General features: G+C 62.4%; 15 protein-coding genes and 1 tRNA gene. 5 read left to right on the top strand and 11 right to left on the bottom strand.

The features are described from left to right. Nucleotides 1-75 precede the first annotated feature (75 nt). The 3 genes from KIH75_RS00335 to KIH75_RS00325 all read right to left on the bottom strand — a co-directional run bounded on the left by KIH75_RS00335 (nucleotide 76) and on the right by KIH75_RS00325 (nucleotide 3,102). Nucleotides 76-474, bottom strand: a complete 399-nt coding sequence (locus tag KIH75_RS00335; protein ID WP_219054954.1) for a VOC family protein — start codon at nucleotides 472-474, stop codon at nucleotides 76-78. Between the two features lie 62 nt (nucleotides 475-536). Next, on the bottom strand, nucleotides 537-1,901 hold the full coding sequence (locus KIH75_RS00330) for an MFS transporter (protein WP_219054953.1): 1,365 nt from the start codon (nucleotides 1,899-1,901) through the stop codon (nucleotides 537-539). 196 nt (nucleotides 1,902-2,097) lie between these two features. Next, entirely contained in the window at nucleotides 2,098-3,102 is a 1,005-nt protein-coding gene (locus KIH75_RS00325) for a zinc-dependent alcohol dehydrogenase family protein (RefSeq protein ID WP_219054952.1), read from the bottom strand. Nucleotides 3,103-3,325: 223 nt separating this feature from the next. Here KIH75_RS00325 and glgX point away from each other — a divergent pair, with 223 nt between their 5' ends. Beyond that, a complete protein-coding gene (gene glgX / locus KIH75_RS00320) occupies nucleotides 3,326-6,010 on the top strand; it encodes a glycogen debranching protein GlgX (RefSeq protein WP_219054951.1) in 2,685 nt (894 codons plus the stop codon). 78 nt (nucleotides 6,011-6,088) lie between these two features. Here glgX and rpsI read toward each other — a convergent pair whose 3' ends face one another. The 7 genes from rpsI to KIH75_RS00285 all read right to left on the bottom strand — a co-directional run bounded on the left by rpsI (nucleotide 6,089) and on the right by KIH75_RS00285 (nucleotide 13,545). Continuing rightward, complete coding sequence (rpsI, locus tag KIH75_RS00315; protein ID WP_033522661.1) at nucleotides 6,089-6,580, bottom strand: 30S ribosomal protein S9; 492 nt, start codon at nucleotides 6,578-6,580, stop codon at nucleotides 6,089-6,091. Between the two features lie 20 nt (nucleotides 6,581-6,600). Further along, complete coding sequence (gene rplM, locus KIH75_RS00310) at nucleotides 6,601-7,050, bottom strand: 50S ribosomal protein L13 (RefSeq protein WP_033522659.1); 450 nt, start codon at nucleotides 7,048-7,050, stop codon at nucleotides 6,601-6,603. A gap of 303 nt (nucleotides 7,051-7,353) precedes the next feature. Beyond that, a complete protein-coding gene (malQ, locus tag KIH75_RS00305) occupies nucleotides 7,354-9,525 on the bottom strand; it encodes a 4-alpha-glucanotransferase (RefSeq protein ID WP_219054950.1) in 2,172 nt (723 codons plus the stop codon). A 38-nt stretch (nucleotides 9,526-9,563) separates the two neighbouring features. Next, nucleotides 9,564-10,277, bottom strand: a complete 714-nt coding sequence (locus KIH75_RS00300) for an AbrB family transcriptional regulator (RefSeq protein WP_219054949.1) — start codon at nucleotides 10,275-10,277, stop codon at nucleotides 9,564-9,566. Nucleotides 10,278-10,309: 32 nt separating this feature from the next. Then, nucleotides 10,310-10,951 (bottom strand): IMPACT family protein, encoded by a 642-nt coding sequence (locus tag KIH75_RS00295; protein ID WP_219054948.1) that lies wholly within the window; start codon nucleotides 10,949-10,951, stop codon nucleotides 10,310-10,312. Nucleotides 10,952-11,071: 120 nt separating this feature from the next. Next, complete coding sequence (locus KIH75_RS00290; protein WP_219054947.1) at nucleotides 11,072-12,109, bottom strand: D-2-hydroxyacid dehydrogenase family protein; 1,038 nt, start codon at nucleotides 12,107-12,109, stop codon at nucleotides 11,072-11,074. A gap of 26 nt (nucleotides 12,110-12,135) precedes the next feature. Beyond that, nucleotides 12,136-13,545, bottom strand: coding sequence for a CapA family protein (locus KIH75_RS00285; RefSeq protein WP_219054946.1), 1,410 nt, complete (start codon nucleotides 13,543-13,545; stop codon nucleotides 12,136-12,138). Nucleotides 13,546-13,740: 195 nt separating this feature from the next. Between KIH75_RS00285 and KIH75_RS00280 the strand changes: the two genes are divergently transcribed. The 4 genes from KIH75_RS00280 (at nucleotide 13,741) to KIH75_RS00265 (ending at nucleotide 18,995) form a co-directional block, all read left to right on the top strand. Beyond that, nucleotides 13,741-13,827, top strand: a tRNA-Ser gene (locus KIH75_RS00280). 122 nt (nucleotides 13,828-13,949) lie between these two features. After that, complete coding sequence (gene dinB, locus KIH75_RS00275; RefSeq protein ID WP_219054945.1) at nucleotides 13,950-15,221, top strand: DNA polymerase IV; 1,272 nt, start codon at nucleotides 13,950-13,952, stop codon at nucleotides 15,219-15,221. Between the two features lie 101 nt (nucleotides 15,222-15,322). Further along, nucleotides 15,323-16,498 (top strand): UDP-galactopyranose mutase, encoded by a 1,176-nt coding sequence (gene glf, locus KIH75_RS00270; protein ID WP_219054944.1) that lies wholly within the window; start codon nucleotides 15,323-15,325, stop codon nucleotides 16,496-16,498. 118 nt (nucleotides 16,499-16,616) lie between these two features. Beyond that, nucleotides 16,617-18,995 carry a transglycosylase domain-containing protein gene (locus KIH75_RS00265; RefSeq protein ID WP_219054943.1) on the top strand — a complete coding sequence of 793 codons (2,379 nt, stop codon included), beginning with the start codon at nucleotides 16,617-16,619 and terminating at the stop codon, nucleotides 18,993-18,995. 242 nt (nucleotides 18,996-19,237) lie between these two features. Here KIH75_RS00265 and leuA read toward each other — a convergent pair whose 3' ends face one another. Then, nucleotides 19,238-21,145, bottom strand: coding sequence for a 2-isopropylmalate synthase (gene leuA, locus KIH75_RS00260; protein ID WP_219054942.1), 1,908 nt, complete (start codon nucleotides 21,143-21,145; stop codon nucleotides 19,238-19,240). Between the last annotated feature and the right edge of the window lie 21 nt (nucleotides 21,146-21,166).

Here is a 21,166-nt window from a genome sequence, read left to right as displayed (position 1 = left end):
AGCCGAAAAGGGCCGCAGCCCACCCGTTTCCACGGGTGGGCTGCGGCTCTTTTCGCTGTGGCGCTCTTTGCGCCGTCACACGATCTGGCAGAACTCGATGGTCTCGTCGTTGGGACCGTACACGTTGAAGTAGCGGATTCCATGTTCCCAGAAGCTGTCGATGTGCTGGATCTCGGTGTCCTTGAACTCCAGGCCGAGCTTCTTGGCGTTGTCGAACGCCGCTTCGATATCCGGGGTGTCGAACGCCCAATGGTTGATGGCGCCGGTGACACCGGGGGCCGGTTCGCCCTCCCAAGTTTCGATGGTCAGATGGCCGTAGCGCAGGAAGGCGCAGCGGTTGTCCCCGTTGTGGAACAGGCCGGCGAGCTCGAATCCGAGCTTCTCCGTGTAGAAGGCGATGGTTTCGTCCAGATCCCTGGCGATCATGCCGGAATGCTGCAGATCGGTGGTGAATGCGGACATGGGTTCGGTCATGATGTTCTCCTTTTCGGTGATCGATTGGTGGTTGATGGTTGATGATCGATGGTCGGCGATGCTCATTCGCCGGTGGCGACCGCGGCTGCTGCGGCGACGGTGGCGGGTGCGGCGGGTGCGGCGGCCTCCACGGTTTCGGCAGCCTTGTTCTTCGCCTTGGCGATCCGGTGGCCGTGCTCGTCGAATCCGGGCTGCTGCGGACGGATGAACAGCGTCAGCACGAACGCCAGCACGTACAGCGCCGCGTACGTCCAGCACACGCCGCCGTAGCCGATGGTCGGCAGAAGGATCGTGGCGATGCCGGGGCCCGCGAACGTGGTGAGGCCGGCCGCGAGGTTGTATGCGGACAGTGCCGCACCCTGCTTGCCTTCGCCAGCATACAGCGTCATGATGGTCGGCAGCGACGAGAAGGCGCAAGTGCCGATGCCCACGATGACCGAGGCGATGATCATCATCAGCGCGTTCGCGCCGAACCATTGCGGAATGTAGTAGAAGGCGACGGAACCGACGGCGAGCACCGCGCAGCCGAACCAGCGCATCGGCCACACCCATCCGAAGCGGTCCATGAACCAGCCCCAGAAGGTGTTGAAGATCAGGGTGACCACGAACACGAAGCCCCAGATGCGCATCCATTCCTCGGTTTTGAAGATGTTGATGCCGCCGTTGTGCGTGGTGCACAGGTACAGGGGCATGATGACCGGGAAGCCGTACAGCAGCAGGTTGTTGATGATGCGGATGATCGCGCAGATGAGGATCTTGCGGTTGGTGACGAGGATGGTGGCGCCTTCGGCCAGTTCCTTCAGCTGTTCCTTGCGGCTCAACCCCTCGCCCTTGACGATCTTGTTCTTCGGCACGAACAGGAAGCACATGATCGTGCCGACGATGGAGAACGGCAGCGCGAACCAGAAGGTGCGGTATTCGCCGAACACCGGCATGATGAAACTCGGCAGGTAGGCGCCGAACACGCCGATGCCCAGGGAGAAGCAGGTCCAGAAGAAGCCGGTGGCCGAGGCGAGTCTGGACGGGGAGATGTACTGCGCCATCAGCACCACGAAACTGTAGATGAACAGCGGGTAGCCGATGCCACGCATGGCGTACAGGCCGAGGATCAACGGGTAGATGTGGCTGGGGATGGCCACGCCGAGGAACAGCAGATGGATGCCGATCCACCAGCATGCGCCGAACATCATGACGCGGCGGGCGCCGAACATCTCGGCGAGCACGCCGGCGGACCATCCGCCAAGCGCCGCGAACAGACCGTATACGGTGACCAGCAGCGAGGCCTGGGATGAGGTGAATCCCTGATCCACCATGAATTTGGACAGGAAGGTGAGTTCGAAGCCGTCACCGGTCATGAAGATCGCGACGGCCAGGAAGCCGAGCATCAGCACTCGGGGAACGCCGAGGCGCTCAAGCAGCCTAATCATTGCAACAACCCTTACCCGGCCTTCGCCGACGTTGGGAAAGCCGTTTGCAGAAAATCATACAAGTATTCGCGTGCGGGGCGCCCGTCTTCGTTGCCGTGGCGCCCTCACGCCGTTTTGAGGAGGTGGGAGGCAGGCCGCCGCGCGGGTGCACGCCACGGCGGCCTTGGTGGTTGGGAGCTTGCGACTACCCTCGGCGTCACTTGCCGATCTTGACGACGGCCTTGGAAACCCCTTCGATCTTGCCGTCGAGGAAGTCCTGCACCTCTTCGAGCTCCAGCTCGTGGCTGATCAGGCCGCCGATGTTCATCTTGCCGGCGGAGACCAGCGAAATGGCGTCGCGGAAGGTCAGCGGGTTGATGAAGGAGCCCTGGATGGTGAGCTGCTTCTTGTAGATGTCGTAGGTGTTCATCTCGAAGTGGGCTTCCTGCGGGCCGACGCCGAACATCAGCACCTGGGCGCCCTTCTTGGCCGCGGCGACCGCCTGGGCCTGGGTGGTGGGCAGGCCGACCGCCTCGACGATGACATCGTAGGAGTCCGCCGGAATCTGCTCGCGGGTGGTGTTGTACGTTTCGGTGACGCCGAAGAGTTCCTTGTTGCGCTGCAGCTTCTCGTCGAAGATGCCGGCGAGGTCGACCTGATGCACGCCGTAGGCCTGCAGCAGCTGGGCGAAGATCTGCCCCATGAAGCCGTCGCCGATGACCAGCGCCTTCTGGTACGGGCGCAGCTTGAGCAGGTCGAGGCCGTGCACCGCGCAGGAGACCGGTTCGATGGCGGCCGCGTCGCGCAGGGAGACGTTATCGGGCAGCTTGTAGACCACGGTGGCGGGAGCGGTGAACTGTTCGGCCAGGCCGCCGTCGCGGGTGACGCCGACCGCGCTCAGGTGGTCGCACAGTTCCGGACGCTGGGTCAGGCAGAACTCGCACTGGCCGCAGTAGATATTCGGATCGACGGCCACGCGGTCGCCGACCTTGACGTTGGTGACTTCGGAACCGACGGCGGCGACGACGCCAGAGTTCTCGTGGCCGAGCACGATCGGAGGAACGGCGGCGGCGGAGCCGGGGCGACCCGCGTACAGGTCGTGATCCGTGCCGCACACGCCCGCGTATGCGGTGTTGATCAGCACCTCGTTCGGCAGAATTTCGGGGGTGGCCAGATCCTGGATTTCGAATTCCTTCACACCGGTAAGCACCAGAGCCTTCATGATCGTTCCTTTCATCGGCGAAAGCGTTCCGCGACTTGCGGATAAACGTTTGTGTTGTCCAGCAGTTCGTTCTGCTTGATGACTACAGCATACATTCTTTCATTATGTTTTGCAAATCTGTTTTCTTAAAGTGTTTGTTATAAAGGTTTTCACGGCGCGTCGCGCGGAACATGCCGGACGCGACGGTCATCGAGGAACGATTGCGCCACCTACAATGAGAGGTATGCAAAATCCACCGCTGCACCGTTACGCCACGAGACCAGGCCTGTACTTCACCGATGATGGCGGCGCCGACGCCATCGTCCGCTCCGAAACCGCCGATCAGGTATGGTTCTGCGTGCTGGAACCGGTCGATCAACCCAGCGCCTTCTACAGCGAGGCGATCAGACTGTTCCCCAACACCTCCATCCCCCTCATCAAACAGATCAGCGAATTCAAGGTCTGCACCCGCATCATCGAATCGACCTACGTGCGCGAGACCCTGTTCAAAATGGAAGGCCCGAATTACGGCCTATGGTCCGTGCACATCCCCAAAGCGTGGGACGGCATGCGCTACGGCTACCGCGTGGACGGCGCATGGGACCCCTCACGCGGCGTGAGGTTCAACCCCTACAAACTGCTGCTGGACCCGTATGGAAAAGGCATCGACGGCACCATGCAGCTCGACCCGGCCGCCTTCGCCTACCAGTGCAAGCTGGAGGACGGCAAGATCGTCGGCGACCCGTTCGGCAAGATGAGCACCATCGACTCGCTGGGCAGAATGCCCGTCTCCGTGGCCATCGACGACCGCGCCACCACCAAACTCGACAGCGAAAGCGTGCATCCCCACGTCCCGTGGAGCAAAACCGTCATCTACGAACTGCACGTCAAAGGCTTCACCGCCAACGCCCCCTGGCTTCCCGAGGAACTACGCGGCACCTACGCGGGCCTCGCGCACCCCACCACACTGGCGTACCTGCAAGGGCTCGGCGTGACCTCCATCGAGCTGCTGCCCATCCAGGCGAGCCAGCCCGAAGTCTTCCTCCAGGAACGCGGCAAGCGCAACTATTGGGGCTATTCCACACTCAGCTACTTCTCCCCCGAGGCCTCGTACGCCACCAAGGCGGCCCAGGAGGCCGGCGCCAACGCCGTACGCCAGGAAGTCATCGACATGGTGCAGGCCCTGCACGACGCGGGCTTCGAAGTGCTGATGGACGTGGTATACAACCACACCTGCGAAGGCGGCTCGGCGGGCCCCAGCATCTGCTGGCGCGGCCTCGACAACCTCTCCTACTACCGCAGGCAGAAGAACAACATCGCCTACCTGGAAGACACCACCGGCTGCGGCAACACACTCGACTTCACCAACACGCATGTGACGACCTTCGCCGTCGACTCGCTCAGATACTGGGCCAAGCGCATCGGCATCGACGGATTCCGCTTCGACCTCGCGCCCAGCATCGCCCGCCTGGACGGCGAATTCACGCGCTACCACCCGTTCCTGTACGCCCTGCGCTCCGATCTGCTGCTCGGCAACCTCAAGATCATCATGGAACCGTGGGATCTGGGCAACCAAGGGTGGCGCACCGGCCAGTTCGGCATCCCGTTCGCGGAATGGAACGACCGTTTCCGCGACACCTCGCGCACGTTCTGGCTCGCCGAAGCCGACCAGCAGCAGGGCAACACCGTCGGTATGCAGGAGATGGCCACGCGCCTGTGCGGTTCGGCCGACCTGTTCGCCACCGACCCCGGCCGCGGCGCCACCGCCTCCGTGAACTTCGTCGCATGCCATGACGGCTTCACCCTCAACGATCTGACCATGTACTCGCATAAGCACAACGAGGCCAACGGCGAGAACAACCATGACGGTTCGAACGTGAACCGGTCGAACAACTTCGGCGTCGAAGGGCCGAGCGACGACCCCGTCATCCTCTCGAAGCGCGAACGCGCCGCACAGAACCTGCTCGGCATGGTGCTGCTTTCGCTGGGCACACCGATGATCCTCGCCGGTGACGAATTCGGCAACAGCCAGAACGGCAACAACAACGCCTATTGCCAAGACAACGACATCACCTGGCTGAAATGGGATTGGCTGTACCACAGCACCAAAACGCCGGAAATGCTCCGCTTGGAATCCGTGTCCCGCCTGATTTCCATCCGCAAGTCGCTCGACCTCTACCATCATGAGGATTTCTTCACCAGGCTCAGCCAGATCGGCCTATTGAAGCCGTCGAGCCGTGTGCAGTGGTTCCTGCCGGACGGCACGACGCCGATGGAGCAGGACTGGTTCGACAAGAGCATCCGAAGCTTCGCCATGCGACTGCTTTCGCTCAACGAGCTCGACGTGATCCTGCTGGTGAACGGCGAATGCCGCGACAAGGAATTCCATCTGCCCGCCGACACCGAATGGCAGCCGCTCTGGTGTTCCGCCGAAACCACGGGCGCCTACCCCGGCCACGGCACCGAAGTGGAGAAACTGGATCTCACCAATGAGGATTCCATTTGGACCCATTTCGTGCCGAAGGACACCCGCATCGGCAAAGTCATCCAGGAAGTGCAGGCGGAACAGGACGACCCAGAGCGGCGCCCCGCGGTCAAGCCGTGGCCGCAGGAGGATGAGATGCCGGAAACCGTCACCCTGCCGGGGTTGACGGCCAAAACGCGTATCTACCGCGTGCTGGCGCACAGCGAGGCCCAGCAGCGTGTGGCACAGGCCCGTCAGCGCGTATTGCGTGGGCTTCGCACGCAGCCCGCTCCCGATCAGCATCGCGCGCAAGGCGCCAACAACGTGCAGCCCGGCTCACAGCCGAACGCACAGTCCAACGTGCAATCCGGTACGCAGCCCGATGCACAGCCGAACGTGCAGTCGAACGTCTGGACGGTGCCGTCCATGAGCATCACCATCATGCGCCAGACCGCACTCGGCTGACCGACACACAAAGCCGCCGAAAACGAGGAAACCCCTCGAAGGACGAACCTTCGAGGGGTTTCCAGCAGTAAGCGAAAATCAACGCTTGGAGAACTGCGGTGCACGACGTGCCTTGTGCAGACCGGCCTTCTTGCGCTCCACGACACGAGCGTCGCGGGTCAGGAAGCCAGCCTTCTTCAGGGTGGCGCGGTTGGCATCGCGGTCGATGGCGTTCAGGGCGCGAGCCACGCCGAGACGGATGGCGCCGGCCTGGCCGGTGGTGCCGCCGCCGTCAACGAGGACGATCGCGTCGAACTTGCCTTCGAGCTTGAGCAGGACGATCGGGGAGTTCACCTCACGCTGCAGCAGCTTGGAGGGGAAGTACTCCTCCAGGGTGCGGCCGTTGATGGTCCACTTGCCGGAACCCGGCACGAGGCGCACGCGAGCGACGGCTTCCTTACGACGACCGGTGCCGTAGCCCGGCTCGATCGCGGAAGTACCGGTGCCAGCACCTGCGTTGGTTTCGGTGGTGTAGCTGGTGAGCTCCTCTTCGGTTTCCTGAACCGCGGAGTTGTTGGTGTTTTCAGCCATGTTCTCTATCTCCCTTCGGTTCACTTAGCCTGCTGAGAAACCTGAGCGATCTCAAAGACCTGCGGCTTCTGCGGGGTGTGCGGGTGCTCTTCGCCGGCGAAGACGTGCAGACGACCAAGCTGCACCTTGGCGAGCTTGTTCTTCGGCAGCATGCCCTTGACGGCACTGGTGATGATGCGCTCCGGGTTGTTGGCGAGCAGCTGCGCGTAGGTGTCACGACGCAGGCCACCCGGACGACCGGAGTGCTTGTACAGTTCCTTGCCCAGCTTGTTGCCGGTCAGCGCCACCTTGGCGGCGTTGATCACGATGACGTGATTGCCGGAATCAGCGTGCGGAGCGTAAGTCGGCTTGTTCTTGCCGCGCAGAAGGGTTGCAACCTGAGTCGAGAGACGGCCCAGCACCACGTCGGTGGCGTCAACGATGTACCACTCATGGCTCAGATCGGCGGGCTTCGGAGTGAAAGTCTTCACTGTTCTACCTTTTCTAGTATTGTGTTCCGGGCTTCGGCGTTCCCAGCACGCTTGGTTAGGGCGTTACTGCGGAAACCTCCACCTCATTATCCGTGGGCTCCCTGAAAGTCCTCGATTGCGAGTGGGAATGCGCTTTGAAGGACCCCTTAGGGAAACACAACAGCTCACAAGTATATCGCGAGGCTTGACATACGGCCGACACACTGCGATACGAAAAAATCGCGCATGCAACCGGCCTGAAACAGGCTACGGAATGCATGCGCGATTCCTTATGAGAACCGCCTTTTCCGGCGTTCGCGCGGACTACTGCTCGTTGCGCATGATGGCCGCGAGACGCTGCACATCACTGCGATCGAACATGTCGTCCAGCAGCACCACTTCGCCCTTGCCGTCGGCGAGCGGAATACGCCAGTTCGGATACTCGTTGTTGGTGCCCGGCTGGTTCTGCGTGCGCTTCTCCCCGACTGCGTCGGTGATCGAAGCGGCGAGCAGCTTGCACGGCGAATCGTTGAGCGCACGGTACTGGGCCGCGATGATGTCGGCCTCATGGGTCTCGCGGTCAGTGGCCTCTTCCTCGTTGATGTAGCCGTTGCCGAGCAGCATCGAAATCATGGCGTCCTGCTCGGCCATGGCGGAACGTTCGAAGTCCTCCGCCGGGCCTTCCAACAGGCCGAGGCGCTCGCGCAGCTTGACATGCTCCAGCTCAAGGTAACCGGCTGCCGGCGGCAGGTCGTGCGTGTTGACCGAGGCCAGCGCGTATTCGCGCCAATCGGCCGGCGCACGGAACTTGCCGTCGAACTGCTCGAACCATTCCACCGCGCAGCCCAGCAGGCCGTGGGAGGACAGGGAGCTTGCCACGTATTCGGGGACCACGCCGAGATCCTCGCCGACCACCACGCCGTCGGCGCGGGAGGCTTCAAGCGCGAGAACGCCCAGCATGATGTCGGAATCGTAATGCACGTAGGCGCCGTCGTTGGCCTTGTGGCCGGACGGGATCCACCACAGGCGGAACAGGCCGAGGATGTGGTCGATGCGCACGGCGCCGGCATGGGTGAACATGTTGTGCACCATGTCGCGGTATGCCTTGTAACCGGTACGATCCAGGGCGATCGGGTTCAGCGGCGGCTGGCTCCAATCCTGGCCCTGCTGGTTGAACATGTCCGGCGGTGCGCCGACGGTCGCGCCCTTGGCGAAACGCTCCGGGTACCACCAGGCTTCGGAGCCGAGCGGGTGGACGCCGACGGCCATATCGGCCATCACGCCGATGCGCATGCCGGCCTCGCGCGCGCTCTTCTGCGCACGGTCGAGCTGCTCGGTGGCGATCCATTCCAGCCAACGGTAGAAGTTCAGCGTGTCGGGGAACTGCTCGCGCAGGGCGTTCACTTCCGGGGACTGCTTGTTGAAGCGCTGGGTCCAATTGTCGGGCGTGCCTTCGGCGGCACCCCACTTGTCATAGCACAGGCACCAGGTGGCGTAGGCTTCGAGATCCTCGCCGGTCTTCTCGCAGAAGGCGGCGAATTCACGCTGGCGTTCGGAGGTGCGGCCGGCCTTGAAGATGATCCACAGCGCCTGCATCTTCGCATGCCACATGGCGTTGCGATCGACGATTTCGGCCTGATTGTTGAGCGGTTCGACGGAGGCGAACAGTTCGCGGATCTCGGAGAGGCTTTCCGCGCCGAGCAGCTTGTATTCCTCGACCGCTTCCGGACGGATGTAGGTGAAGTTCACCAGACTGCGGGAAATCGGCAGGTACGGGGACGGGGTCAGCGGGGACACCGGTTCGGCCGCGTGCACCGGGTTGATCAGCGTGAAGTCGGCGCCGGTCTTGCGCTTGGCGTCCTTGAGCAGGTTGGCGAGGTCCACGAAATCGCCGACGCCCCAAGACTTGGCGGAACGCAGCGAATACAGCTGGGCCATCCAGCCCCACAGGTGACCCTGCTTCATCTCGTCGAGCAGTTCCACCTTGGCGGGGGCGCTGATCAGCGTGGCGTCCTCGGTGCGGTCGCCGACGGTGACGTGCAACGTATGGTAGCCTTCCGGCAGGTCGGCCGGAATGACAACGGATGCAGTAACGACGAACTGATCGTTCACCAGGTAGGCGGCGGAACCGTCGCCCGCATCGGGAAGGATCGCGCCCTGGTACTCCTGGCCGTTCTCCAACGTGATGGTGGCGCTGGGGATGTCGGTCATGCCGACGTTGACCAGCACATGGCTTTCGGAGCCCACGTTATGCAGGACGGTGTACGGCACCAGACGGCCGTGACGTTCGTCCAGAATCTGCCTGATCGACTGCTTGATAACGGCGTCATTTGAGGCATCGATGCCCAAAGCCCCCAACACCGCCACCAGGACATCATCTTCGATCTCGTGGTAGTCATGGCTCATGCCGACATAGCTGGTAGAGATGCCAGCCAACTTTGCCAATTGAATCAGCGGACGCGCTAAGCGCTCTTCGCTTTCGGTTCTCTCGCTCATAGTCACTTAGTGTAACGGCTTAGCTGAGACATATCGAGCTATTTTTCACGTTCCCTGCGGCGTTTTTCCACCGCATGGCGCACTTCGAGCGACGGATCGGCCTCCAATTTCGCTAACGTTTGCAAAGAAACGTTGGGATTCAGCGCCACAGCGCGACGCACCATCGACGACAACACCTTCGGCGCGTCGGGCTCAAGTTCCGTACCCAATGTCGCAAGGAAGTCCAAAATCTGGGCATCGCTATCCGGACTCTGCGCCCCTTCGAGCCTCATCTTCCATGATGTCCGCTTGTTACGCAGCGCCGCATCGCGCACTTCCTGCTCCGGATCCTTGGTCAACCGGCCCACCAGCCAGTTCTTGTCGTCCGTATTGCCGGCCACGGCCTTACGCACCGAGGCCTCCGGATCCTTGGCGAGCTTGACCAGCACATTCGGGAACGGCATCGTCTCGGCCAGGAACACGCGATCCTCCAGAGGCGTGTTCGGATTGCCGCCCACGGCTTCAAGCAATGCCGTGGCTCGGGAGAACGCCGCCTGATCGTCACGGTCGGGCAGCGGACGGCGCGCGAACTCGGACAGTTCGGCGGAATCGGTGCTGTGGCGCAGACGTTCGTAGGTGACGGTCAACGGCTCGAAACCCTTGTCGTTCCCGGTATTCCCGGCACTCTCGGTGTTCTCGGTGTTTTCGATGCCTTCGGCATTCTCGGCGTTTTCGGTGCTCTTGGTGCTCTTGGTGCTCTCTTCGTCGGTCATGGTTCACCAGTGTAGCCCAGAGGTGGCGGCGTTCAGCGGGAGGCGATGGCCCTGTTCACCGTGTCGATGGGTTCGGGGGCGATGGTGGCGTTGAAGGTTTCACGCACGCGCTCTTCGAAAACCGCCGTATTGTTCAACGGCAGCGTGGCCGTCAATGTGACGTCGGCGGCGTAGGTCTCATCGGACTGCACGCCGTCGACGGAGGCGAGCAGCTGCTGGAAGCGGGCCAGCTGCGGGTAGTCCAAGGTGACGAGATAGCGCCGGCAGGGCACGATGTCCACGCCTTTCGCGGCTTTGACCGCGATGGACGCGCCCGTGGAATAGGCGCGGATCAGACCGCCGGACCCCAGCAGGATACCGCCGAAATACCTGGTGACGGCGACCACGCAATCCGTAAGATCGTTGGCACGCAGCACGTCGAGGATCGGCTTGCCCGCCGTGCCGGACGGCTCGCCGTCATCGCTCATGCGTTCCGACACACGGCCGTCCGAACCACCCACCACGGCGGCGTACGCCACATGACGGGCCTTCGGATGCTGGTCGCGGATCGTGGCGACGAAGGCGAGCGCCTCATCCAGACTGTCGATATGCGCCGCATCGCCTATGAATTCGGATTTCTTCTCCACGAAGGCGTCATGCGCCGGCTTGCCTGCCGGGTCGAGAATGGTACGCATACGGGTTGTTCTTTCCTGTCTATCGTGCTTGTCTGATGTCTGCCTGATTCGTTCGCCGGGTCCGTTCGCCAGGATTGTTCGTCATGCCCGTTCACGCACGCCACCGGGCCGTGTGCCGCGTCACTCGTGCACGACGACGTTGAATTCGTCTCCGGTGAGGAAGGCGCGCACGCATTCGACCATCTGACGGGTGAGTTCCTTGAACGCGCCGTCGGTGCGCCAGCCGACATGCGGGGTGAGCACGATGCCGGGGATCCGGCAGATCGCGTCGTCGGATTTCAGCGGCTCATGGTCGAACACGTCGAGGCCGGCGGGGATGTCGCCGCGCTGCAGTCGCGCGAGCAGTGCACCGGGTTCGATGACCTCACTGCGGGCCGTGTTGATGAACAGCGTGCCCGGGCGCAGATGCTCCAGGTTTTCCGCGGTGATGATGCCGCGCGTCGCGCCGTCGATCAGCGGCAGGTGCACGGAGACGATGTCGCTGGATTCGATGAGCTCGTCCATGCTTTCCACTGGGGTGGCGCCGCAACGGTCGAACAGTTCGGCGGGCACATGCGAATTCCAGGCACTGACTTCCATGCCGAACGCCTTGCCGATCGAGGCGACGGTCGAACCGATGCCGCCCAATCCGATGATGCCGAGACGACGACCGGCCAATTGCAGGCCGTCACCGCCCTTCCACGCCCAGTTGCCTTCCTTGACGTCACGGTCGAGCTCGCCGATATGGCGGATCAGTTCGAACATGAGCGCGAAGGCGTGTTCGGCGACGGCATGATCGCCGTAATGTTCGGCGTTGCACACGCGCACGCCGAATTCGCGTGCCAGATCGAGGTCCACATAGCTCGCCACACCGGTGCCGCAGAACACGATGCACTTGACATGGCCTTCCGCCTCGCCCTTCGGGCCGTGACCGGTGATGCGGCGCAGCAGGTCGTCGCTGATATGGTAGCCGCCGACCAGCAGCACGTCCGCGTCGTGCAGGCGCTCCGCGATCGTGTCCTCGTCGGAGGTGAACTCCTCGTACATACGTACGCGCGCGACATCCTGCAGTCGCGGGAACTGGGAACGGATGGGCTCGACCATGGAGTCGAGCAGGGACGGCATTACCACCAATGGCAGGTCGGTACGTTCGGCCTGCGTCTCATACACTTGCGTCATACTCGACAGATTAGGAGCATCGGGCGTCATTCGCTCGTCTGAGCCGACTGCTGATCGCTCTGCTGTTTGGCCTGCTGCTTGGCCTGCAACTCCGCGGTGAGATTCCATTCATGCACCACATTGGTGTCGGCGCCCAAGCTGTAAATCACGTTCGAGATGCGTTGCCGCTGGGTCTCGTCCTCGCTTTCGCTCCAACACGTCCCGTCCGGATGGTCGGAGGAGATCGGGCACCACCGGTACTCCCCCTGCCTCATGTTCGCGGTCGGCAGCCAGTCGATGCGGCTCACGCGCCACGATCCAGCCACGCCCTTCTTGCCCGCGAACTGGACGCGGGCCGTCACGCCCTGGTTGTTCGTCTCGTTGCCGGGAATGTACGACGTGACCGTCACCGCATTGCCCAAACCGTAGATGATCCATGTGTTGTTGTACTTCTCGATCGGCTGCGCGCAATGGCACCCGGCACCGTAGATCACGTCGAACGCGCCGGTATCCGCCAGCTCATGCGCCTCGGAAACCTGCCATGTATCAGCGTAATCGAGATACTCCTGCACGGAATGCATGGCGATGGCCACCACGTCGGCACCCTGTTCGCGTGCCTTCTTCGCCTTGGTGACGGCCTTCTGGATATCGCTTTCATGATTCGGATCGCCGCTTTCGCGCAGACGGTCGACCTGCCAATCCTGATCGGCGGTCATGCCGTTAAGCGACACGGTTCCGGTGATCAGGCCAAGCTTGCCGCCGCCGGTCGGCGAATCGATGACCAACGGTTTGAGCGAATCCTCTTCGGTCTTGTATGAACCAGTCTGGGCGATGCCGTCCGCCTCCAGCGTGTCCCACAGACGTGCGATACCGTCCGCGCCCTGATCCCACGAATGGTTGGTGGCATGCGTGCACGCCTGATAGCCGACGTTCTTGGCGGCATCCGCGACTTCGGGTGGAATGTTGAAGATCGGGTATGCGCTGTACGGGCCGCCGCGCTGGGCGATGGGCGTCTCAAACTCGCATACGGCGATGTCGGACGCCTGGATGTACTTCTTCATCGGTTCGAACAGCGGATCGAAGTTGAAGGCCGTGCCATCGGTGGCGGAAGTGTTCGCCCCGGCGAAATGCTCCCACAGCCCCTCATGGAACAGCAGATCGCCGTTGACCAGCATGGAAATGCAATCCGTATCCGGGCAGTCGGGCGAATTGCCGTGATGCTCCTTGACGGTTTCGACGGTTCTCTTGCCGGAGTCGGTCGACTTGGTCGATTTGGACGCGCTCGCGGAACTCGCGGTGCGCGTGGATTGCCCGTTGCCGGATTTCAGCATGCTCCACACGCCGACGGCGAGCGCCACGATCAGCCCCAACGCCACGATGCCCGCGACGATCACCGGCACCGGCGAACGCTTCGCCGCGTGTTGGCCGTGATAGTATTCCCCGCTGTTCTGGTTCATCGCTTCTCTTCTCTCGTTCTCTGCTTCTCCTATTGAAATAGGGTATCCGAGTTCAATGGACAACTCGCCCTCCCGCCCGGCGTAACGACCGTATGGCGGTCTTCGGAAAAACTTTTCTTCTTTTTGCCGCATATCGGCGGGTTGACATCTTGGGGTGGTGTAAAGTACTGTGATGTTGCGTCGTAATGACGCAATGGAGTGATGCCTGAGTGGCCGAAAGGGGCACCCTGCTAAGGTGTTAGCTGCGTAAGCGGCTCGGGGGTTCGAATCCCCCTCACTCCGCGGGTTGGGCTTCCGAAGCGATTCGGAAGCCTTTTTCGTATTCGGATCGCCGTCGATTCGCACGCCGACCTCACCTCGAACATCTGTTCGACAATCCCGCGTGAAGCTCGTACCATGGTCGTATGAGCACTGCACCGAGACTGGCGGCGGCCAAACGCGACTGGGGCCATGATGAGACCGGCTGCACCGTGCTGCATATCGACATGGACGCTTTCTACGCATCGTTGGAGGTGGCGCGGCACCCGGAGTTGCGGGGCAAGCCGGTCGTGATCGGCATCGGCCCGCGATCGGTGGTGTCGGCGGCGAGTTACGAAGCGCGACGGTATGGCATCAATTCGGCCATGCCTTCGGCGCGGGCGAGGCAATTATGCCCTTCCGCCGTGTTCCTGCCGGTGGATATGACGTATTACCGCGGGGTGTCGCGGGCGATCATGCATGACGTGTTCCATGCCGTCACCGATCAGGTGGAACAGGTTTCGGTGGATGAGGGGTATATGGACGTTTCCGGCGCATTGCTGCGCTGGGGAAAGCCCAGCACGATCGGCGCGTGGATCAGGCGTGAGGTGGAAAGCAGGTTCCACGTGACCTGTTCGGTGGGCATCGCGGCCAACAAGCTGGTGGCGAAAATCGCATCCACAAACGCCAAACCCAACGGCATGCTGCTCATCCCGAAGGCACGGTCGGCGGAATTCGTGCAGATGATGCCGTTGCGCAGCATTCCCGGCATCGGACCGAGTCTCGAACGGCATCTGACGGCGTGGGGCGTCATGTCGGTGGCCGACCTGGCCCAGCTTGACGAGGCGCAACTCACTCAAGCCACCGGATCGCCCGCCGGCGCCCACCACCTGTGGATGGCGTCGCACGGCTTGGACGATCGCGCCGTCACGCCCACGCATGTGGAGAAATCCATCGGATCCGAGGAGACGCTGCTGAAAGACACCACGGATGGCACGATCGCCTGCCGGCAGTTGCGCCTGTCCTGCGATGACGTCGCACGTTCGCTACGCGCCCGCGGTTTTCTGGCACGCACGGTGACCGTGAAACTGCGGTTCGCCGATCTGAGCTATCGCACCCGGTCCCGCACCCTCGACCGCCCTGTGGACGCGGCGAGCGCCCTCTACCCTGTGTGCGTCGAACTGTTGCACGCCATGCTCGGCATGCCGCACAGCACCGACGCGGCCGAACTCCCCCGCCAAGTCCGGCTGGTGGGTGTGAGCGTCAGCGGTTTGAGCAAGGCGGCTTCCACCGCCGTGCAGCCCTCACTGGACGATGTGCTGGAGGAAACCGGCCGCGCCGACGAAAGCACCGCATCGCACAGGCTGCGTACCGCGGAAGCCGCGTTGGATGCGGTGCGCAGCAAATACGGCGACAAGGCGGCAAGCTTCGGCATCTGACGGCGTGACGCCGCCAGCGGGAGCGGCGATGGGACGAACATCCGGGCAGACGGTACACTGTAACGCAGGAAAAGCGCACATCGACGATGGAAGGTTTTGCTATGGCGCAAGTGGAATATCCGGATCTGGTGATCGTGGGGGCGGGCCTGTTCGGCCTGACCGTGGCCCAGCAGGCCGTGGAGCACCTGGGCGTGAGGGTCGAGATCATCGACGTGCGCGACCACATCGGCGGCAACGCGTACAGCTACATGGACGAGGAGACCGGCGCCGAGATCCACAAGTACGGCGCCCACCTGTTCCACACCTCCAACAAGCGCGTGTGGGACTACGTCAACCGCTTCACGTCCTTCACCCCCTACGTGCACCGCGTGTACGCCACGCACGACGGCGAGGTCTACCCCCTGCCGATCAACCTCGGCACCATCAACCAGTTCTTCCACGCGCGCTACACGCCCGACGAGGCCAGGGCGCTCGTCGAGAGCCAGGCCGGCGAGCTGGCCGGCACCGACCCGCAGAACCTCAACGACAAGGGCATCTCGCTGATCGGCCGCCCGCTGTACGAGGCGTTCATCAAGAACTACACGGGCAAGCAGTGGCAGACCGACCCGAAGGACCTGCCCGCGGGCATCATCAACCGCCTGCCGGTGCGTTTCAACTACGACAACCGCTACTTCAGGGACACGTGGGAGGGCCTGCCCGCGGACGGCTACACCGCCTGGATGGAGCGCATGATCGACGACCCGCGCATCCACGTGACCCTGAAGACCGACTTCTTCGACGAGTCCCAGCCGTTCAACAAAAAGGCGCTGGCCGAGGCGGGCGTGCCGGTCGTGTACACCGGCCCCGTGGACCGCTACTTCGGCTACTCGCTCGGCGAGCTCAAGTGGCGCACCGTGGACTTCAGGGAGGTGCGCTACGACGAGGGCGACCACTTCGGCTGCCCGGTGATGAACTTCTCCGACGCGGACGTGCCCTACACCCGCGCCATCGAGTTCAAGAACTTCAACCCGGAGCGCAGGGACTCCCAGAACCCGGACAGGACCGTGGTGTGGGAGGAGTACAGCCGTTTCGCCGAGCGCGGCGACGAGCCGTACTACCCGATCAACACCGAGGCCGACAAGGCGCTGTACGCGAAATACGAGGAGCTGGCCAAGGCCGAGCCGAACACCGTGTTCGGCGGGCGTCTGGGCACGTACAAGTACTACGACATGCACAACGTGATCGACACCGCGCTGACCGCGTACGAGGAGCAGGTCGCACCGCTGCTCAAGAAGTGATATAGCGCATCCCGCAGGCGCGGGAATTTGTGAGGATTCGACGGAAACTCCCGTTTTTTCGCCCTCTCCGGACGAAAAAACGGGAGTTTTCTCATGCCTTGTGGTTACGGTAGAACATATGTCACAATCTCGTAGCGCAAGCAGTGGTCGCAACACCCGCTCGTCGGGACGAAGCGCCGGTTCCACGAGGGCGAACGGAGCCCGTCGTTCGAACAACGGCACCAGGCCACGGAAGAACGCGACAACCAATTCGCCCGCCGCACGCCATTATCGCGGCGGCAACCATCGCACCAACGGCCGGGGCCCGAAGCTGAAGGGCCGCCGCAAGCATCTTATTCTCAAGTGGGTGCTCGGCCTGATCGGAGCCGGTCTTCTGGCCGGCATCGGCCTGTTCGCCTACCTGTACATCACCACGGAGATCCCGCAGCCCGAAAAGGTCGCCATGGCGGAGAACACCACCGTGTATTACAACGACGGCGTCACGGAACTGGGTACCTTCTCCCAGCAGAACCGCACCATCATCCAGTGCAACGCCCTGCCGAAATACATAGGAAACGCCATCGTCGCCTCCGAGAACCGCACCTTCTACCAGGACAACGGCATCGATATCAAGGGCATCGCCCGCGCGCTCATCAACAATCTGACCAAGGGCACGCGCCAAGGCGGTTCCACCATCACCCAACAGTACGCCGAACGCTATTATCTGGGCGAAACCACCAGCTACAAGGGCAAGATCCGTGAGGCCATCCTCGCGTTGAAGATCGCGCAGACGCAGGACAAGGATGAGGTGTTGTGCAACTACATGAACACCATCTACCTGGGCCGCGGCGCATACGGCATCCAGGCGGCGGCCAAGGCCTACTTCAACAAGAACGCCCAGGATCTGACCCTCAACGAGGCCGCCATGCTGGCCGGCATCATCCCCTCCCCCTCCAACTGGGACCCGGCGGTGAACCAGAAGAAGGCCGAATCGCGATTCAAGCGCGTCATCAACATCATGCATGAGGACGGCTATATCACCAGCAAGGAGGCGAAGGAGGCCCAACTTCCCGAAACCGTGCAGAACACGCAGCTGCAGGACGTCTACAAGGGCCCGAACGGCTACTTGCTGCAAATGGTGCGCGACGAGCTGGTGGATGCCAAGGCCTTCACCACGGAGGATCTGGACACCGGCGGCTACAAGATCGTCACCACCATCGACAAGGGCAAGCAGGATCTCATGCAGCAGGTCGTCAGCCCGTCCAACAACGGCATGGCCGGCGTGGTGCCGGACGGCATGCAGTTCGGCGCGATGAGCGCCAATCCGAAGGACGGGTCGATACTCGCCGTATACGCGGGTGACGATTATCTGACCAAGCAGTACAACAACGCCACGCAGGCGCAGTATGAGGTCGGCTCCACGATGAAGCCGTTCGCCCTGCTCGCCGCAGTGCAGGAGGGCGTCAGCCTCAACACCGTGTTCAACGGCAACTCCTACCGAACCTTCCCCGGCATCACCAACACCGTGAGCAACTTCGGCAACGCGAACTACGGTTACATCAACCTGTATCGCGCGACGGCAATGTCGTCGAACACCGTGTTCATGGATCTGCAGACCAAGCTCGGCACACAGAAAATCGCCGAAACCGCCCGAACCGCAGGCGTGGAGAGCACGTCGCTCGACGGTTCCGAGCCGTTCACCGTGCTCGGCAACAACGCGCTCACCGTGAAGGATATGACCGGCGCATACGCCACGCTCGCCAATCAGGGCGAGAAGCCGACGCTGCACATCGTGGCCAGCGTGAAGAGTTCCGCCGACAAGGACCTGTATATCGCACCCTCCACCACCGAGCGCGTGTTCCAAGCCAACGACGTGAACCTGGTGACCAAGGCGCTGACGGGCGTCGTGCAATACGGTACGTCGACCGAAGCGCAGAACACCGGCCATACCATCGCCGGCAAGTCCGGTACGTCGAACAACTCGTATGCGGCGAGCTTCTGCGGCTACACGCCTTCCGTGGTGTCGGTGTTCTCGATGTGGTACCCGGATGCGAACGGCAATCCGCAGGTGATCCCGTCATTCGGCAGCTGGAGCGGCGGTTCCGACTACCCGGTGCACCTGTTCACCCAGTACATGAAACAGGCGTTGGACGGCACCCCGAACGAGGCGTTCCCCACCGCCAAGGACAACGGTAAGGTCGGAGGCCCCGACGGCACGTGGGGAACCGGCTATTCAAGGACGTACTCGTACAACTACTACAACTACGGTACGCAGAACAACGGTACGACCGGCAACGGCGGTACGACCGATAGCACCACGAACGGCACGACCGGTGGCACCGATGCGAATGCTGGCACCCAGAGCACTCCCGGCACCACGAACAGCGGCGGTACGGGAGACTCCGGGAATACGGCAGGCGGAGGCGGCACCAGCAGCGGTGGTACCGGCGACACCGGTGGCACCGGTGACTCCGGAGGCGGCACCGCCAATTCCGGTGGAGGTACCGGAACCGAATAGTTCCAGCCTCATCGCTTGTTCGGCAGGTGGCCGATACGCTGAATAACGGCACGCCGAACAAGCAGGGAAAAGCCCGAACGCGCACCTTGCGTTCGGGCTTTTCCGTATCCGTTTGCCGCTGTTCTGGCGGCGCTTACGGTAGTACCGGGCCGCAGACTACGCAAAAGGTCCCGTATCCGTGGGAAACGGATGCGGGACCTTTTATGCGTTCACAGCGGCCGGATCGACCGGCCGGGCCGGAATCAGCGCTCGGAACGGTTGATGGCGGAGATGATGGCCTTCAGCGCGCTGGTGGTGATGGAGGAATCGATGCCGACACCCCAGATGATCTGGGATTCGGCGTCCTCACCGACCTGGCATTCCACGTAGGATGCGGCCATGGCATCGGTGCCGACGGACATGGTGTGTTCCGCGTAATCCATCACGGACGCTTCGATGCCGAAGTTCGACAGCGCGTTGAGGAACGCGGCGATCGGACCGTTGCCGATGCCGGAAACCTCACGTTCGCGCGGTTCGTCGCCGGGCTCGATGCCACGGTCAAGCACCTTGGCCTTGAGCACGGTGTCGGAGCCATCCTCGCCGGAGGAGACGGCGACCTTGAGGAGCTTGAGACGGCCCCACTGCTTCAGGGTCTCGTCCTTGCTGTCGCCGACCACGACACCGGCCGCGGTGGCGCCGGATTCCTCGACCGGCAGGTACTCGTCCTTGAAAAGACGCCAGATGTCCTCGTCCTTGACTTCCTTCTTGGTCTCATCGGCGAAGTTCTGCACGACCTTGTCGAATTCGACCTGCAGACGCTTCGGCAGATCAAGGTTGTGGTTCGTCTTGAGCAGGTAGGCCATACCACCCTTGCCGGACTGGGAGTTCACGCGGATGATCGCCTCGTAGGTACGGCCGATGTCCTTCGGATCGATCGGCAGGTACGGCACCAGCCACACGAACTTGTCGAGATCGGCGCCGGCGCGGTCGGCGGCCACCTGACGGGCCTCCAGACCCTTCTTGATGGCGTCCTGATGGGAACCGGAGAACGCGGTGAACACGAAGTTGCCCGCATACGGGTGACGCTCGGAGATCTTGATCTGGTTGCAGTACTCGACGGTCTTGCGGATCTCCGGAACGTTGGAGTAGTCGATCTGCGGATCGATGCCCTGGGTCAGGAAGTTCAGGCCGAGGGTGACCAGATCGACGTTACCGGTGCGTTCGCCGTTGCCCAGCAGGCAGCCTTCCACACGGTCGGCGCCGGCGAGCACGGCCAGCTCGGTGGCGGCCACGCCCATGCCCTCATCGTTGTGCGGGTGCAGGGACAGCACGATGGAGTCACGGTCGTTGAGGTTGTTGGAAACGTATTCGACCTCGTCCGCGAACACATTCGGGGTGGTCATTTCGACCGTGGCCGGCAGGTTGATGATCATCGGATGCTCGGGGGTCGGCTTGATCACGCTGGTCACGGCGTTGCAGACCTCGACGGCGTACTCTGGCTCGGTGCCGGTGAAGGACTCCGGGGAGTACTCGTAGTACAGGTCGATGCCTTCGGCTTCGCTTTCCAGGCTCTTGCACAGTTCGGCGGCGTCGATGGCCAGCTTCTTGATCTCTTCCTTGTTCTTGCGGAAAACGACCTCGCGCTGCAGCACGGAAACGGAATTGTAGAAGTGCACGATCGCACGCTTGGCGCCCTTCAGCGCCTCGTAGGTGCGGCGAATCAGATGCTCACGGCACTGGGTGAGCACGACGATGGTGACGTCGTCCGGGATGAGCTCGCGCTCGATCAGCATACGGATGAAGTCGAAATCGGTTTCGGAAGCCGACGGGAAGCCGACCTCGATCTCCTTGAAGCCCATCGACACGAGCAGGTTCCAGAAGCGCAGCTTGCGCTCGGAATCCATCGGGTTGACGAGGGCCTGGTTGCCGTCACGAAGATCGACGGAGCACCAACGCGGTGCACGCTGCAGTCGCTTGCCCGGCCACGTACGCTCCGGGTAATCAAACGGCACCTGCTTATCGTATGCGACGTACTTGGTGTACGGCATCTTGCTGGGCTTTTGCGGAGCTCCAATGAAACGCGCCGGAGGCAGCAGCGGGTCGTTGTTACCTCCGTTGGACGCCGCAGCCACAGCCGCGAGATCAAACACAGACGATTGATCCTGACCCATCACTCCTCCTTATCTTGGTTT

Origin of the sequence: Bifidobacterium pongonis (assembly GCF_019331805.1) — a bacterium.
GTDB classification, from domain to species: Bacteria; Actinomycetota; Actinomycetes; order Actinomycetales; family Bifidobacteriaceae; genus Bifidobacterium; species Bifidobacterium pongonis.
Note: the sequence above shows the minus strand (reverse complement) of the source record. Positions and strands in the feature narration are given on the sequence as shown.

Coding starts and splice junctions, on each gene's coding strand:
- KIH75_RS00335 (WP_219054954.1), bottom strand. CDS start 474: ATGACCGAACCCATGTCCGCATTCACCACCGATCTGCAGCATTCCGGC.
- KIH75_RS00330 (WP_219054953.1), bottom strand. CDS start 1,901: ATGATTAGGCTGCTTGAGCGCCTCGGCGTTCCCCGAGTGCTGATGCTC.
- KIH75_RS00325 (WP_219054952.1), bottom strand. CDS start 3,102: ATGAAGGCTCTGGTGCTTACCGGTGTGAAGGAATTCGAAATCCAGGAT.
- glgX (WP_219054951.1), top strand. CDS start 3,326: ATGCAAAATCCACCGCTGCACCGTTACGCCACGAGACCAGGCCTGTAC.
- rpsI (WP_033522661.1), bottom strand. CDS start 6,580: ATGGCTGAAAACACCAACAACTCCGCGGTTCAGGAAACCGAAGAGGAG.
- malQ (WP_219054950.1), bottom strand. CDS start 9,525: ATGAGCGAGAGAACCGAAAGCGAAGAGCGCTTAGCGCGTCCGCTGATT.
- KIH75_RS00300 (WP_219054949.1), bottom strand. CDS start 10,277: ATGACCGACGAAGAGAGCACCAAGAGCACCAAGAGCACCGAAAACGCC.
- KIH75_RS00295 (WP_219054948.1), bottom strand. CDS start 10,951: ATGCGTACCATTCTCGACCCGGCAGGCAAGCCGGCGCATGACGCCTTC.
- KIH75_RS00290 (WP_219054947.1), bottom strand. CDS start 12,109: ATGACGCAAGTGTATGAGACGCAGGCCGAACGTACCGACCTGCCATTG.
- KIH75_RS00285 (WP_219054946.1), bottom strand. CDS start 13,545: ATGAACCAGAACAGCGGGGAATACTATCACGGCCAACACGCGGCGAAG.
- dinB (WP_219054945.1), top strand. CDS start 13,950: ATGAGCACTGCACCGAGACTGGCGGCGGCCAAACGCGACTGGGGCCAT.
- glf (WP_219054944.1), top strand. CDS start 15,323: ATGGCGCAAGTGGAATATCCGGATCTGGTGATCGTGGGGGCGGGCCTG.
- KIH75_RS00265 (WP_219054943.1), top strand. CDS start 16,617: ATGTCACAATCTCGTAGCGCAAGCAGTGGTCGCAACACCCGCTCGTCG.
- leuA (WP_219054942.1), bottom strand. CDS start 21,145: ATGGGTCAGGATCAATCGTCTGTGTTTGATCTCGCGGCTGTGGCTGCG.